The organism is Haloferula sp. BvORR071, assembly GCF_000739615.1.
Classification (GTDB): Bacteria; Verrucomicrobiota; Verrucomicrobiia; order Verrucomicrobiales; family Akkermansiaceae; genus Haloferula.
Genome location: NZ_BATP01000005.1, coordinates 95,693 through 110,365 on the forward strand (window position 1 = coordinate 95,693; position 14,673 = coordinate 110,365).

A 14,673-nucleotide genomic window follows, 5' to 3' on the forward strand; every position below is an offset into this window, starting at 1 on the left:
GAAATGCCCGCCCGCCGCACCTAAAGTCAATCTTTCCCATCCATCGGAATCGCCTCCAGGAGGCTTTCCCACAGCCCCGGCGTCGCTAGCTCGACCGCGTGCCCGTCCGGATCGCGGAAATACAGGCTTGTCGCCCCGCCCGGCCAGTTCACCCGGCTCTCCAGCGGAATTCCCAGCTCCGCCAGCCGTTGTTCCCACACCGCCACCGGAGAATCCCCGGTGCCGAAGCATACGTGAAGCGGCCCCGCGCCATCGTGGCCGATGATCGTGCCGAAGCCCACATCCACGCTGGCCACGGAACGACCGCGCAGGAAGAGCAGGAGCACCTGCTCCGGCTTGAGCTGGATCGCACAAAATCGCTCGTCCCGACGAACAATCCGCCCGCCGAGCAGCTCCAGGTAAAAGTCCACCGCCCGCGCCAGATCATCCACATACAGGGCGCTCTCCGTGATGCCGCTTGTTCTCGGGACCATCCGGCAATGCTGCGCCCACCAGTGTCTCCCGGCAAGCCCCCACCGAATTTGTATGATAGGTCTCGTCCGCTATCCACGTTGCACACGAATCCCGCGCTCCCATGCCTAACCTGAGCCGTCGCCACTGCCTCCAGACCCTGGGCCTGACCCTTTCGGCCGCCGCCCTCCCCCGCGTGCTGCATGCCGCCGACGAACCGGTCCGCCCGGAGAAGGGCGAGCGTGACGCTATCGCCGCGATCGCCAAAGCCTTCATGGAGAAATACGAGGTGCCCGGCCTCTCCGTCGCTTTCGCCCACCGTGAGAAGCCCGCCTACAGCGTCGGCTTCGGCATGGCGGACGTGGATGCAAATGAAGCCATGGCCCCGGTCCACCGCTTCCGCATCGCCAGTGTCTCCAAGCCGATCACCTCGGTGGCCCTCTTCACCTTGGTCGAGCAAGGCAAGCTCAAGCTCAGCGACAAGGTCCTCGGCGAAGGCGGCATCCTTCACGAAGATTACGGCAAGGACGCACCCCCGGATGTGGCGTCCATCACCATCCACCACCTGCTCACCCATACCTGCGGCGGCTGGGGCAACAACAAGAGCGACCCGATGTTCGAGCACAAGAACCTCGACCATCACGATCTGATCGTCCGCACGCTCAAGGACCATCCGCTCGAGCACGCCCCCGGCACCAACTACTCCTATTCAAACTTCGGCTACTGCCTTCTGGGCCGCACCATCGAGAAGCTCACGGGCAAAACCTACGCCCAGTTCGTCGAGAACAGTGTCCTCGCCAAGAGCGGCATCACCGACATGAAGATCGCTGGCGATACCCGCGAACAGCGGATCGAGAACGAGGTCGTCTACTACGGCCGCAGTGGCGAAAACCCCTATGGCATGAATATCCGCCGTATGGACTCTCATGGCGGTTGGCTGGCCAGCCCATCCGATCTAGTAGAGTTCCTGATCCACACCGCAAATTCCGGAGCTGGGAATGTGCTGCGAGATGAGACGGTGAAGACCATGCTCACCGCCGGGCCGCCGAACCCCGGCTATGCCTGCGGCTGGTGCGTGAATCCCGTGCCGAATCGCTGGCACAACGGCAGCCTCCCCGGCACCTCGACCATCGCGGTGCGCACTGCCAGTGGCATGTGCTGGGCCGGCTTCACCAATGCCCGCGGTGAGGGCATCGACGGCGCGCTCGACCGAATGATGTGGGACATGGCCAAGGCCGTCCCCGCTTGGAAAGCCTGACCGCTTGCTTTTATGTTCACTCGCACCCTCTGCGCCCTCGGCGCATCCATTTTCGCTGCCAGCGCCGCGCCGGAAGCTTACAAGGACTCCAAGCCCCAGCGCTACGACCTGAAGGCCCGCGCGAGCGAGATCGACCCCGCTGCCAAGGAGCACCCGGAGATCTCCTTCGTCTTCGGTGATGCCGCCAAGCCGCAGGACCTCGAGCACGCCTGCGTGGACACCCGCGTGCCGGACCAAGGCAAGCTGGTGATCTGGCTGATGGGTCACAACCAGGGCCTCTTCGAGCACGTCTCGGGCTACGGCCTGCACGCGATCCAAGTCCACTACGCCAATGGCTGGTTCGCCAAGCTCTACTCCGGCAAGCCGCCGGAGGATGATCTTTTCCTTTCGAAGATCCGCCTCGAAGCCGCCACCGGCGAGGACCTCAGCGACAAGGTCAGCATCCCCAAGGCCGACAGCATCATGGGCCGCTCCCTGGCCCTCGTAAAGTGGCTCGACAAGGAGCAACCCCAGGGCCACTGGAAACAGTTCCTGACAGCCGATGGCAAGGACCTGCAGTGGGACAAGGTCATCCTGTCCGGCATCTCCCACGGCTCCACCACCGCCGCGCGCATGGCCAAGCAGATCAAGGTCGACCGCGTGGTGATGTTCTCCGGCCCCCGCGACCAATACGAGGCCTGGCAGGCCCTGCCCTCCGCCACCCCGGCCAACCGCTTTTTCGGCTTCAGCCACGTGCTCGATGACGGCTGGAGCGGCGACCACTACTGCCGCTCCTGGCAGATGCTCAAGCTTCAGGACTACGGCCCGATCGTGAACGTGGAGAACACTCCCTTCCCCTACGGCAATACCCGCCGCCTGGTGACCGATGCCGACGTGAAGAACGATCCGAAGCGCGCCCACGGTGCCGTCGTTCCCGGCGGCAGCGCCCCGAAGGATGGTGCCGGCAAATACATCCACGAGGAGGTCTGGAAATATCTCTTCACCCACCCGGTGGAGGAGGTCGGCAAGCCCGTGCCGGTGGATCCGGATTGCACGATGGACCAGCGCGGGAAATAAGCTCTGCCGTGACTAGCGAGATCGGCAGTGCGCAGGACCTGGAAGCGGAGGTAAATATCACCCGCCGCGACCTATGCTACCTCAATTGGTATCTCGTGGTCCGCAACAAGGTAATCTGGATAACCGGCATCATCCTGAGCTTCGCGCTCGTCTGGAATGCCTTGGCCGGGCGCAACCCCAATCATGACGTGGTGAAGACGGTCATCACGATCCTCATCGGGGGAATTCTGCTGATCTCCTTCGTGATGGTCACAGCCGGCTTCAGTGTGCTCGCGGCGATGCTCAGGGCAGGCCGCAGCGCCGGAGTCCTGGGTCGCCACATCTTCCGGATCAGCGAGGAAGGCTTGCGTGAGACCACCGACGTGAACGATTCGCTGATGAACTGGAAGGGCCTCTTCGCGATCAAGGACATCGGCTCCTATCTCCTGGTCTACCAGACCCCGGCCATGGTCCACGTCCTGCCGCGGCGTTGCTTTGCCGATGGCGGGGACTACATGATCTTTGAGGCAGCCCTGCGGGAAAGGCTGCGGATCGCCCGTGGCGAGTCACGCTGAGGGTAGCTCTCGGATCACCCGCGCCGGCACTCCCGCCACGACCATATTGTCCGGCACATCCTTGGTCACCACCGCCCCGGCGGCGATCACGACATTGTTTCCGATCCTCACGCCCGGATTGATCACCGCGTGTCCGCCGATCCAGACATTGTCCCCAATTGTCACCGGCTTGCCGAATTCCAATCCGCTGATCCGGGTCGGAGCATCCAGCGGATGCCCTGCCGTGAAGATCGAGACCCGCGGTGCGATGAAGCAATTGTGCCCGATCCTCACCTCGCAGACGTCGAGGATGATCAGGTCGTAGTTCGAGTAAAAGTTATCCCCGAGGTGGATGTTGTAGCCGTAGTCACAGCGGAAGCTTGGCTCCACGAAGGCATTCGTCCCACAGGACCCTAGCAGCTCACGCAGCGCCGCGTCGCGTTCCGCCATCTGTTCCTCGCTCGTCGCATTGAAGCGCCGGCAAAGTGCCTTCGCCCGCTGGCGCTCGCCGAACAACTCCTCGCCGAACGCTAGGTAGAGCTCGCCGGCCAGCATCTTCTCTTTCTCCGAACGCGGATCCATGCCCGAGTCTCCACCGAGGCCGCAGCCAGATCAAGCCGCTCGCGTCCCACTCACTACTCTACGTAGATCATCTTCCGGGTCATCCCGCCATCGATCACAAACTCCGCCCCCGTGATGAAGCCCGCCTCAGCGGACAAGAGGAAGGCCGCCGCCGCCGCGATATCCTCCGGCACGCCTACCCGTCCCGCCGGGTGCTGCGCATGATCGGCCTTCTTCAGCTTCTTGCCACTGACATCAATCCACCCCGGCGAGATGCAGTTCACCCGCACCTCGGGCCCCATGCTGATCGCCAGCGAATGCGTGAGCGCGATCAAGCCACCCTCACCTACCCCGGCATTCGAGACAATCGCATCGATCCGGCCCAAGTTCTTGCGGGTGGCTGCAACCAACTCTTTCAAGTCCGCCTCCTGCCGCACATCGCATCGCACCGGATGAATCCCCGCAACCTTGCGCGGTGAATTCAGATCCGCGGCCACCACCTGCCAGCCATCCTTCGCCAGCCGCTTGGTGATGCCCTCGCCAATCCCATTCCCCGCGCCGGTCACGATCGCGACGCGCTTGCTCCTGCTCTTCGGTGCCATCCACCGACATCGCCCCGGGCAGCGGACCCGTCAAGGCGTCCGCGTCTTCAGAATGCCCGCATCGATATACTGCCCGCCGCCATTCTGGTGGCAGTGGATCGCCAGCACATTCCGTCCCGGCTTCAGCATCACATCGCCATCGAGCTTTTCCTCCACGTACTCGCGGGTCCAGCCGGTGCGGGTCAGCACGCGGGCACCATTGAGGAAGACATCCACGTCCTCGTCATGATGCATCCGCAGCCACAGGGTGCCCGGGGCCATCGCCACATCCGGCGAAACGTCGAACTGCCGCCGCAGCCAGATATCCCCGCTGCGCCAATTGCTGCGGATATTGCCGCCCGGCGTGCCACTGCTGCCAAAGCCACCGGCCGCCACGCCCCATCCCGAATCATCGAACTCGCTTGCCGGCCATTCTTCCGGCGGCTGGCTCTCCGTCATGTGCCACATCACTGGCGAGCGCTCAGAGGTCTCGGCGATCACCCGTTGTTCCAGAGGCTTCGGATCGACCTTGTCCAACAGCAGGCGATAGATCATCCCGTTGTCGAAACAGACCATCTGCATCTCGCCATCCGAACTGCAGGTGAAGCCATTGATCCGCGACTCAGCCCGCCCGATCTCCACGACCTGCTGCAACTGCCGGTCCTGCTGGCGCAGCGCCCAGATCCGGCGGCTCTCATTGTCGCCGAAGATGTACCAGCCCTCAAGCTGCGGCGCCTTGCTACCACGATAGACCTGCCCGCCGGTCACGGAGGCCCCATAGCGCCGCGAATAGCTCAGCACCGGCGGCACGTAGGTCTCCCCCGCCCTGCGATAGCGCTCTGAGAAGGGCGAATGCCCTTCGTAGACATTCCAGCCGAGGTTCTCCCCGCGCCTCACGATGTCCACTTCCTCGATCCGGTCCTGCCCCACATCGCCCACCCACAGGTCCTTGGTCTTGGCATCCCATGCCAGGCGGAAGGGCTCGCGGAATCCACTGGCCCAGATCTCGGGCAACGCGCCTTCTTTGCCGACGAAGGGATTGCCCGCCGGGATCGCATAGGCCTTGCCGTCCTCGCGATGATCCACGTCGATCCGCATCAGCTTCCCTAACAGCATCCCCATGTCCTGCCCGTGCCCCTGTGGGTCGCGCTGCGGGCCGGTATCGCCCATGCCGAAGTAAAGATAGCGATCCGGCCCGAAGCCGATGCTGCCGCCATTGTGATCCTGCGTGACCGAGCGGATCTTGATGATCTGCCGCGGCGCCGCACCACTGTCCTCATCGCGGTCTGCCAGCATCGTGCGTTCGTCGATGATCGTCGAGATCACCCCGTTCTCCACCGTCTGATACTTCAGGTAGTAGCGGCGGTTCTTCGCGAAGTCTGGATGAAAATCCATGCCTAACAGACCCGTCGCTCCACCCCGCCGCACCACCGGACTGATGTCGAGGAAGAGCCGCCGGCTTTCCTTGCCCGCAGCATCCCGCTCCACCTTCTGAATCCTTCCCGCATGCTCCAGCACCAGAGCTGCACCCATTCCCTTGCCTGGAATCCATGCCAGCCAAGTCGGATGATCAAAAGGCTCGGTGAACAAAGGCTCGATTCCCGCTTGCACCGCGGCCACCGGAATCACGCTCGGACTTCCCGGCTGCCCCGCATCCACCTTCACACGCAGAGATTCCAGATAAGCAATCAAATCCCGGAAGCGCTCGATGCCCATCGCCTGCCCGAGACCCGTCGGCATCAGCGACACCTCGTCCGTGCGTCGGCTCTGGATCTCGTCCGCGGGGATCCTCTGCAGCTTTCCATCCACCGACATCAGGCTGAGCTCCTGCGGGCTCACTGATTTGATCACACCGCTGAAGCTCTCCCCTTTGCCCGTGGTCACGCTCGTCATCCCATAGCCCACCGCCACCGTGGCCGAGGGCTCCAATACCGCTCTCACCAAGTCCCGCCGCTCGAACTTGTCCCCGATGCTCCCGAGATCAGGCCCCACCTTCGAGCCGCTGCCGTCCACCGTGTGGCAGGTCGAGCAAAGGCTCGCCGCATCGTTGAAAACCGCGCGGCCCCGCTCGGCATCCCCGCCCTGCGCCAGCGCCTGACGTCCGAATTCAGCAAGGTCAGCGGACTGCCCGCAGGCGACCCCGCTCAAAATTCCACCTACTGCCAACGCCGAAAGAAACAAGTTTGACACGTCAAACCCATCTCCCCGAGCCGCCCTCACTGCAAGCCGGAAGCCCGTCAGGCATCTGCCACTTCCGCAGCGCGTGCCGGCCGCAAATGCAGGGCCCGCCACGCAAAGCCCGCTGCCAGCAGCGACACCACCGCCGCCCCGAAGAAAGGCAGCCCCGGCACGTGCACCGACCGCTCCTTGGCGATCGACCACGAGAACAAGGCCGTCCACAGGATCGGCGCGAGAATCCCGGCGACACTTGTGATGCTGTTCAAGGCGCCTTGCACCGCTCCCTGCTCATCCGCCGGCACCTGCTTCGAGATCAGCGATTGCACCGCCGGCGAGCCGATCCCCGCCAGCGAGCCTATCAGGATGATGCAATAGACCATCCATCCATACGGGGCCAAGCCGTAGCAGCACATCGCCACCGCCATCGCCAGCAGGCCCACAAACACGCCAGTGCGTTCCCCGATCTTCTTCAGCACCCGTCCCGCAAGGCCCCCCTGCACCAGCGCCGCCATGAAACCCACCAAGGCCAGCGACCAACCGACCTGCTTGCTCTCCCAGCCATAGCGCGAGCCGGTATAGAGCACCCACAGGGCTGGATAGATATTCCCCGCCACGGTGGTCAGGAAATGCGTGCCCGACAGCCCCAGCACGATCGGCCAGCGCGCCAAGGACCTGAGTGCCTTGATCGGATGCGCACTCGACCAAGTAAAGGGGCGCCGGTTCTCCTTGGCCAGCGACTCGGGCAGCACGAAGGCACCATAGAGCCAGTTCAGCAGTGTGATCGTAGCCGAAACCAGGAAGGGCGTGCGCAGCCCATGCGAGCCTAACAGACCACCCACCGCCGGACCGAAGATGAAGCCGAGGCCGAAAGCCGCGCCGATGATCCCGAAGCCCGCCGCGCGCTTTTCCGGCGGAGTCACGTCCGCGATGTAGGCGCTGGCTGCGGAGAAATTCGCCGCGGTGATGCCGGAGATGATCCGCGCCGCGTAGAGCCAGCCCATCGTGGGTGCCCACGCCAGCACCAGGTAATCAAGCCCCGATCCGAGCAGGGACATGAGGATCACCGGCCGCCGCCCGAAACGGTCCGAGAGGCTCCCCAGCACCGGAGAGAAGATGAACTGCATCAGCGCATACAACGCGCCGAGCAGGCCCACCGCGTGTGCGGCCTTCGAAACATCGCCTCCCTGCAACTGCTCCACCAGCTTCGGCAGCACCGGCACGATCACCCCGATGCCGAAGATATCCAGGAACAGCGTGATGAAGATGAAAACGATCGCGGGCTTCGGCCGGGCCATGGCGAGAGGCTGAACCCGCCGGACCGCGCGGCAATGCAAATCCGCGGCGGCTCTTGCGCACTCGAAAATCCCGGCCTAGCTGGATCGCCATGAATGCCGTCGCTCGCCTGCTCGCAATTGTTGCCCTCTGCATTGCTGCGGCATCGGCAGCCGAACCCCAGCTCCGCGAAATCCCGGGAGTCGGAGCCCAGTTCAACAAAGCCGACCTAACAGGCACCCTCGTGATCCTCGATCCGGCCGCGCAGACCGTCCAAGCATGGAACCCCGCTCGCGCGAAGGAGCGCTTTATCCCCGCCTCTACCTTCAAGATCGCCAATTCCTTGATCGGCTTGGACTGCGCCGCGGTGAAGAGCCTCGATGAAGTCCTGCCCTACGGCGGGAAACCGCAGATGATGAAGGAATGGGAGCACGACATGGCCCTGCCCGAAGCCATGAAGCTCTCCGCCGTGCCAATCTACCAGGAACTCGCCCGCCGCATCGGCGCGGAGCGCATGGCCGCCGGAGTGAAAGCCCTCAACTACGGCAACATGGACAGCAGCGGTGCCATCGACCGCTTCTGGCTCGATGGTCCCTTGAAGATCTCCGCACTGGAGCAAATCACCTTCATCCGCCGCCTGCTCGCCGATGAGCTGCCTTTTCGCAAGGAGACCATGCAGCAGGTCCGCGGCATCATCCCCACCGAGACCGCCGGCGATTCCGTCATCCACTTCAAGACCGGCTGGTGCACCGCTACCGAGCCGAACATCGGCTGGATGGTCGGTTGGATCGAACGCAATGGCAGCAAGTACCCCTTCGCCCTCAACATTGACATGAAGGAAATGAAGGATGCCCCAAAGCGCATGCTCCTCCTCAAGGCCTGCCTTGCAGACGCCAAGCTGCCCGATACCAAATAAGTGCAGCCCTCAAAAATTCTTCCCCGGCCGCTCAAGCGGCAGCCTCAACAAATAACCCAACCCCACGGACCGCCCTCCATCAGGGCGATCCAAGCCACTCAATCCCCGCCAGCTCAGGCGGCGATTTCGTAGTGCTCCGCGATTTGGCGGAAGATGCGGTCGCGGCGCTCACGCGCTTGGTCGACGTCGCGGGTCTTCAGCGAGAAGCGCAGGCGCTCGGCGGTTGCGTCCGGCTTGTGAACCGTCAGGTGGCACCACCACACGCCGCGATTGTTCCAAAGGTGGTGATTGGGGTTCTCCTGGTTAACTCGAAGCGCGAGCTTGGGTTTGCGTTTCATGCGTTCTTATGCCTTGGGATCGGGTTGAACATGCGCTTCTTCGTCGAAGAAAGTCGCTTTTTGGGACGCGGGTGTGCCGAATTCCAGCCGTTTATCCAGCGTACGCAAGGGAATTTGCTAATGTTACACCAAGTGTCATTTTTTAACCAATCAAGTGATCCCAGAACCTATGTTTTTACGTAGGATTGCCCTCACCCCCAGTCAAAAACGGCGTCAAAAGTGCGCCTCGGGAACCACGATTCTCGTCCCGGCGTGACGGCATTGGATCAATTCCATCGCCGATCGCGTCCCTTCCGGCCAAAAGTCACGCTCAGGCCAAATCCAAGGCAGCCGTAAAGTGAGCTAAAAGCACCTCAGTCTCCTCCGTACCGCAGGAAACCCGGATCAACTCCGGTGCCACACCGCAGCCTTCGGCCCAATCCAGCTCCTGATAGTGGGCCAGAAGCGTGTAGGGACAAGCCAAAGTGAAGGGCGTCCCGAAGCTCGGTCCCTTCGAGACCTTGAGCGCATCGAATACCTTTGGCGCCTTCTTCGGATTCTTCAGCACGAAGGACAGCAAGGGACCGTAGCCACCGCGCGGTGCCTTGATCCGGTCGTAGCTCTCCCGAGTGATCAGGCTGGGATGGTAGACCTCCGCCACAGCCGGGTGCTGGGCCAGCATTGCCGCCAGCGCTTCGCCATTGGCATTGTGCTGGGCCATCCGCGAGGGGAAGCCCTTGAGGTTGGAAAGCAGCACCTCTGCATCGCCCACATAGAGCGGCGAGCTGGACCCGCTTTCCTCCGCTAGCACCGTCTGCAACTGACCCGCGAAGGGTGAGTCAGGCCGCACCACTGCCATGCCCGCCATCACGTCACCGGTGCCGGACAGCCACTTGGTCAGACTGGTGGTCACCACGTCCGCATAGCGCAGCACGGATACATTCGAAGGCCCGACCGAGGAATCGTCGATCATCAGCGGTGTACCGCCTTCCGCACAGGCAGCAGCCAGTCGCGGAATATCCGCAGTGCGCAGCAAAGGATTGCTCGGTGCCTCGGTGAAGACACCGGCGAACTCGCCTTGGCGGATCCGCCGCAGCGCTTCGTCAAAGGACTCCCCTTCCGCTTGATTGAGGAAGACCACGCCGTTGCCGAAGAGTTCCTGGACCTTCAGCGCATCGACATAGGGAAACTCGATCTGAAGCGTCTTGCGGCCTTCCTTCACGCCCGGCAGCGAGCGCAGGATCCCGGTAATCGCCGCCATGCCGCTGTTGAAGACATGGACCTGCTTGGGGTCGACTCCCACGATCTTGCACAGTCGGCGCTGCAAGAGATGGGCCTTGTCACCGCTCCGAGCCTTGCCTGCGGCGATGATGTCCTCCGCCATGCGGCTGCTCACCAGTTCACCGGTGAAGCGCTGGTAATCCACCGCCACCTGCCGCGCCTTGATCGGCACCGCCAGCGCTTGCAGGCCTTGAAAGCCCGCATGCCGCACCGCGACCTCGCCGCGGGGCTCGATCCAGCGTTGCGCGCGCTGGGCTGCCAGCCGCGTCGGGAACAGGAAAACCGATTCGCCCTCACCGCCCACTTCCTCGTCGGCCATCGCCGTGAGACGGGCAACCAGCGGGTGACGGAAGAAGCGCGGGTAGCCCATGCGCATGCGCCGCACCACCTTGTCGCGCGCCTCCTCGTAGCCCAGCACCGACTTCCAGTCGGGTAAGCAAACGGAACACGCGTGGGGTGAATCAGGAATCGGCACCCCCAAGTCCTCCTCCTGCCAAGCAGGATATAACCTCATGTCACGCATGCGCGCCCTCTGCTTGGCGGTGGGGCGCGGCTTGGGCAAGTCGGATTCCCGGGAAATATCTCCCACTGCACCCGCTTGGCCCTCTTCACGCTTTGCTTTTGCGGCGATCGGCTCGCGGAAAGGCAGGTGAACAGCGCCCAATTACGCAGTTTGCACTCACAATTCCGCATTTTTCATCCTCGAATAGTAAACGAATGCGACAGATTCATCCATTCTGACTCCATTTGTATTCACTTGGAGTGGCACGGGCTTGATCGGGGTCATCAGGCGCGATGAATCCTACCAAGCTTCTCAAGAAACCACCTCTACGACTGCGGCCCCGCCATACCGAACGCGGCTTTGCCCTAGTCGTATCGCTCTCAATGATGGTCCTGCTGACCATTCTCGCCGTTGGACTGCTGACCTTGTCCTCGGTCTCGTTGCGGGGCAGCAGCCAGAGCGAGGCCCTGCAAGTGGCCCGTTCCAATGCCCGGCTGGCCCTTTCAATGGCCATCGGCCAGCTCCAGAAGACCGCCGGTACCGACCAGAAGATCACTGCGCCGGCCACCATCGCCAAGGACGGCGCACCGGCGTGGCTCGCGGGCGCATGGCACGGCAAACAGGCCACGGCTAACAATCCCGTTCCCACCAAGGATCAGGAATTCTTGGGCTATCTGGTTTCCGGAAACGAAACGAGTCCCAGCCGCAATCCCGGCAATCTTCCGGACACCTCCGAAACCGGTGCCGAGTTGCTGGCCCAAGGATCCCTGGGCAAGGACGCCCTTCCCGCCGAGTTCGTCCGCGCCAAGAAAGTCGAGACCGCCACCGCCAACAGCAAGGCCCCGAGCGGCCGCTACGCCTGGGCCGTGCTCGATGAAGGCGTGAAGGCAAAGATCGATCTCGTGCGCGAGGATCGCAAGGACCTCGGCAAAAGCGTTAACCAAGTCGCGGCCGGTGCCGCATCCCGCTTCGGCATGGAAGTCATCGATGGCTTTGAAGGCTTCGATTGGTTCAAGGGCACCGACCAGGCCAAGCTCTACACCCTGCCCACCGGCGACCTGATCGACAAGATGCCGGAACTGGCCAAGTACCAGCATGAAGTTACTACCGTCTCCCGTGGCCTGATGACTGACTCCGCCCGCGGCGGCCTCCGCAAGGACCTCAGTCTGCTTTTCTCCCGCTCGACACTCCCCGCGGCGTTCTCCGGCAAGCGCGTCTATGACGACAGCACGGTGCTCAGCGAAGTCTCCAACCCCTTTTGGGATCAGCTCCAGGAATACGCCAATCTCTACACCAAGGCCTCCGACCCGATCAAAGCCTCGGTGCCCACCGGTTATAGCTTCGTCAAATACGATCCCCGCGCCCGCGCCAACCGCGTGAGCCCCGCCGCCGCCAAAGGCCTAATCCTAATGCCAGTGGTCGCCAAGGTGCAGATGCAATTCTCGCTCGTCTGCAAGGATGCCCACGGCAACTGGGCCGGCGGCGTGGACCGCAAGACCGAGACGCCCGAGGACAATTTCATGATCTACATGATCTACTCCCCGATCGTCACGCTCTACAACCCCTACAGCCAAGCGATCAGCTTCGATGAACTGCGGATCGACTTCAAGGACCTGCCGATCGGCTTCCGTTTCTACCGCAATGGCCAGCCGCAAACCACCGGGCTCGCTCACTTCAATCAGCTCTACGTCAATCACGACTCCGACTCCAAGCAGGCGAAGACCTTCGGCATCAATGTCCGCAGCAGTTTCTCCCAGAGCAAGGTCGCCCCGGTGGTCCTGCAGCCAGGCGAGAACAAGGTCTTCGGCGAATCCGTCAGCGGCGATCTGAACTGGAACACCGGCTCCGGCGCCTTTTTCGACTACTACAATCAGGACGGCAAGGGCATGACGGCCGACCTGCCATTGGCTCCCGGCTATCCCTCGCAAGGCGTCGGCTTCTGGATCGACTGGCTGACTCCCGATCACATGCTCACCGAGTTCGACGACAAGCAAGGCATCCTGCCGGTCAAGAAGTCGGACACCATCGACGTCGGCTTCGGCCCGATGGCCTCGGAAGCTTCTAACAACCGCCTCTCGATCGAGATGACTCTGGTCCAAGGCACCAGCCGCAAGCGCTCGGGCAACCTCGACCTGGACTTCGTCAGCACGGACAAGCTCCGCAGCGCCATGAGCCGGAATTCCTCCTCCGCCTTCCCCGGCGGCGAGGAGCGCCTGGAGCGCCCCTACACCGGTGCGGAGATGTATCAGAGCCCGAACGACAAGCTGAAGGACTTCGTCAATGCCAAGGCCTTCGCCCAGTTCAGCTTCGCCGCGAAGACCACCCTCGATTCGGACACCCCGACCCGTCCTTGGGTTCAGGGTGGACAAGCCACCAGCTTGGTTGGCATCGACCTGGCGAAGGAGCCGATGGGCATCCATCCCTTCGAGGTCTCGATGAAGCGTCTTGCGCCGAGCTACAAGTTCCCGATCGACGCCATGAACCGCGGCAAGTTTTTCACCGGCGTGATGGAGAACACCGGCACCCGCATCGCCCCGCAGTTTGAAATCCCGCAAGTGCCGCTGGAAAGTATCGCACAACTGCGCCACGCCCAGCTCAGCAACCAAGGCTTCCTGCCCGGCGCCTCCTACACCGTCGGCGAGTCCTTCGCGAGCCCGATGATCCCCGCCGCTTCCGTAAGCTCCGCCAGCACCAAGGACTACAAGCTGTTAGACCACGCCTGGCTCGCGAATGCCGCGCTGTGGGACTCCTACTTCTTCTCCACTCTGGCACCGCACGGTGGAGCCCTCGATTCGAAGAGCCTCGACACCGTCGCCCAGGAATTCTTCAAGGGCGAAGAGCCGCTGCTGAACCCACGCTTCGTCGCCACCGGTAATACCGCCGCGGACAAGACAGTCGCGGAACTCACCGCAGAGGACGGCTATCAAACCAGCGCCGCCCACCTGATGGTCGACGGTGCCTTCAACGTCAATTCCACCTCGGTCAATGCCTGGGCCAGCCTGCTTGCTTCGCTCAATCAACAGGACATCGACTACAACAGTCTCACCGACGGCAAGGCCACTCCCACCACCGGCACCGAAGCCGCGGCCTCCTTCCCCTTCACCCGCATGCGCCGCGCCGGCGGACCTGCAGTGGAGAAGGCCAATGCCCTGCTCGGCCGCCACGCCCGCTGGACCGGCATGCGCACGCTGGATGAGAAGCAAATCCGCGAGCTCGCTGAGAACATCGTGAAGGAGGTTAAGCAACGCGGCCCCTTCCTCTCGCTGGCCGAGTTCGTCAACCGCCGTCCCGGCAGCAACAAGGACATGGCCCGCGAAGGCGCCCTGCAAACCGCGATCGACAAGACCGACATCAACAACCGCTTCGCCGCCGATTCCAAGAACTACACGGTGGCCGACCTCACCCCGGAAGCCTTCGCCTTCCCGGAAGCGATGACCGGCCCGAATGCCGCCGGGGCACCGGGCTTCCTCACGCAAGGCGACATCCTCTCCGCGGTCGGTCCCGTGGTCGCGGTCCGCTCGGATACCTTCCGGATCCGCGCCTATGGCGAAGCGCTCGACCCCGACAAGAAGGTCCTCGCCCGCGCTTGGTGCGAGGCCGTCGTCCAGCGGGTTCCGGATTTCATCGACACTCAGAACAAGCCCGAGACGGCAACTGCCGAACTCAACGAGATCAACCAACAATTCGGACGCCGCTTCGTGGTCAGCAGCTTCCGCTGGCTCGGCAAGGATGAGGTCTAACAAAACAGATTCGATGAACGGCAGGCCC

Annotated in this window: 12 protein-coding genes; 5 read left to right on the plus strand and 7 right to left on the minus strand. The window is 62.9% G+C overall.

Annotation, left to right across the window (positions count from 1 at the left end):
• Positions 1-26: 26 nt before the first annotated feature.
• Complete coding sequence (locus tag BV071_RS04420; RefSeq protein WP_052572889.1) at positions 27-473, minus strand: VOC family protein; 447 nt, start codon at positions 471-473, stop codon at positions 27-29.
• Positions 474-574: 101 nt separating this feature from the next.
• On the opposite strand from BV071_RS04420, the gene BV071_RS04425 reads away from it, so the two are divergent.
• The 3 genes from BV071_RS04425 to BV071_RS04435 are packed head-to-tail and all read left to right on the plus strand — an operon-like array spanning position 575 to position 3,318.
• A complete protein-coding gene (locus BV071_RS04425; protein ID WP_052572890.1) occupies positions 575-1,708 on the plus strand; it encodes a serine hydrolase domain-containing protein in 1,134 nt (377 codons plus the stop codon).
• A 12-nt stretch (positions 1,709-1,720) separates the two neighbouring features.
• A complete protein-coding gene (locus BV071_RS04430) occupies positions 1,721-2,764 on the plus strand; it encodes a hypothetical protein (RefSeq protein WP_035602738.1) in 1,044 nt (347 codons plus the stop codon).
• Positions 2,765-2,772: 8 nt separating this feature from the next.
• Complete coding sequence (locus BV071_RS04435; protein WP_035602741.1) at positions 2,773-3,318, plus strand: YcxB family protein; 546 nt, start codon at positions 2,773-2,775, stop codon at positions 3,316-3,318.
• Here the strand turns inward: BV071_RS04435 and BV071_RS04440 are convergent.
• The 4 genes from BV071_RS04440 to BV071_RS04455 all read right to left on the minus strand — a co-directional run bounded on the left by BV071_RS04440 (position 3,310) and on the right by BV071_RS04455 (position 7,912).
• Positions 3,310-3,879, minus strand: coding sequence for a sugar O-acetyltransferase (locus BV071_RS04440; RefSeq protein ID WP_035602744.1), 570 nt, complete (start codon positions 3,877-3,879; stop codon positions 3,310-3,312). The genes BV071_RS04435 and BV071_RS04440 overlap by 9 nt on opposite strands.
• Positions 3,880-3,932: 53 nt before the next feature.
• Complete coding sequence (locus tag BV071_RS36060) at positions 3,933-4,460, minus strand: SDR family oxidoreductase (RefSeq protein WP_035602747.1); 528 nt, start codon at positions 4,458-4,460, stop codon at positions 3,933-3,935.
• 30 nt (positions 4,461-4,490) lie between these two features.
• Positions 4,491-6,587 (minus strand): PQQ-dependent sugar dehydrogenase, encoded by a 2,097-nt coding sequence (locus BV071_RS32495; protein WP_052572891.1) that lies wholly within the window; start codon positions 6,585-6,587, stop codon positions 4,491-4,493.
• A gap of 89 nt (positions 6,588-6,676) precedes the next feature.
• The gene (locus tag BV071_RS04455; RefSeq protein WP_035602750.1) at positions 6,677-7,912 is read right to left on the minus strand and encodes a tetracycline resistance MFS efflux pump; all 1,236 of its coding nucleotides are present in this window, start codon (positions 7,910-7,912) and stop codon (positions 6,677-6,679) included.
• Between the two features lie 89 nt (positions 7,913-8,001).
• Here BV071_RS04455 and blaOXA point away from each other — a divergent pair, with 89 nt between their 5' ends.
• Positions 8,002-8,805: a class D beta-lactamase gene (gene blaOXA, locus BV071_RS04460; RefSeq protein WP_035602753.1), complete on the plus strand. Its 804-nt coding sequence runs from the start codon at positions 8,002-8,004 to the stop codon at positions 8,803-8,805.
• A gap of 113 nt (positions 8,806-8,918) precedes the next feature.
• Here blaOXA and BV071_RS04465 read toward each other — a convergent pair whose 3' ends face one another.
• Together BV071_RS04465 and BV071_RS04470 are read right to left on the minus strand one after the other, a co-directional pair.
• Complete coding sequence (locus BV071_RS04465) at positions 8,919-9,143, minus strand: hypothetical protein (protein WP_035602756.1); 225 nt, start codon at positions 9,141-9,143, stop codon at positions 8,919-8,921.
• Between the two features lie 310 nt (positions 9,144-9,453).
• On the minus strand, positions 9,454-10,917 hold the full coding sequence (locus BV071_RS04470) for a PLP-dependent transferase (RefSeq protein WP_265594065.1): 1,464 nt from the start codon (positions 10,915-10,917) through the stop codon (positions 9,454-9,456).
• A 281-nt stretch (positions 10,918-11,198) separates the two neighbouring features.
• Here BV071_RS04470 and BV071_RS04475 point away from each other — a divergent pair, with 281 nt between their 5' ends.
• On the plus strand, positions 11,199-14,645 hold the full coding sequence (locus BV071_RS04475) for a hypothetical protein (RefSeq protein ID WP_265594066.1): 3,447 nt from the start codon (positions 11,199-11,201) through the stop codon (positions 14,643-14,645).
• Positions 14,646-14,673 lie beyond the last annotated feature (28 nt).

Excerpts from the sequence above, each read along its gene's own strand:
- BV071_RS04420 (WP_052572889.1), bottom strand. The coding sequence starts at position 473 with ATGGTCCCGAGAACAAGCGGCATCACGGAGAGCGCCCTGTATGTGGAT.
- BV071_RS04425 (WP_052572890.1), top strand. The coding sequence starts at position 575 with ATGCCTAACCTGAGCCGTCGCCACTGCCTCCAGACCCTGGGCCTGACC.
- BV071_RS04430 (WP_035602738.1), top strand. The coding sequence starts at position 1,721 with ATGTTCACTCGCACCCTCTGCGCCCTCGGCGCATCCATTTTCGCTGCC.
- BV071_RS04440 (WP_035602744.1), bottom strand. The coding sequence starts at position 3,879 with ATGGATCCGCGTTCGGAGAAAGAGAAGATGCTGGCCGGCGAGCTCTAC.
- BV071_RS36060 (WP_035602747.1), bottom strand. The coding sequence starts at position 4,460 with ATGGCACCGAAGAGCAGGAGCAAGCGCGTCGCGATCGTGACCGGCGCG.
- BV071_RS04455 (WP_035602750.1), bottom strand. The coding sequence starts at position 7,912 with ATGGCCCGGCCGAAGCCCGCGATCGTTTTCATCTTCATCACGCTGTTC.
- blaOXA (WP_035602753.1), top strand. The coding sequence starts at position 8,002 with ATGAATGCCGTCGCTCGCCTGCTCGCAATTGTTGCCCTCTGCATTGCT.
- BV071_RS04465 (WP_035602756.1), bottom strand. The coding sequence starts at position 9,143 with ATGAAACGCAAACCCAAGCTCGCGCTTCGAGTTAACCAGGAGAACCCC.
- BV071_RS04470 (WP_265594065.1), bottom strand. The coding sequence starts at position 10,917 with ATGAGGTTATATCCTGCTTGGCAGGAGGAGGACTTGGGGGTGCCGATT.
- BV071_RS04475 (WP_265594066.1), top strand. The coding sequence starts at position 11,199 with ATGAATCCTACCAAGCTTCTCAAGAAACCACCTCTACGACTGCGGCCC.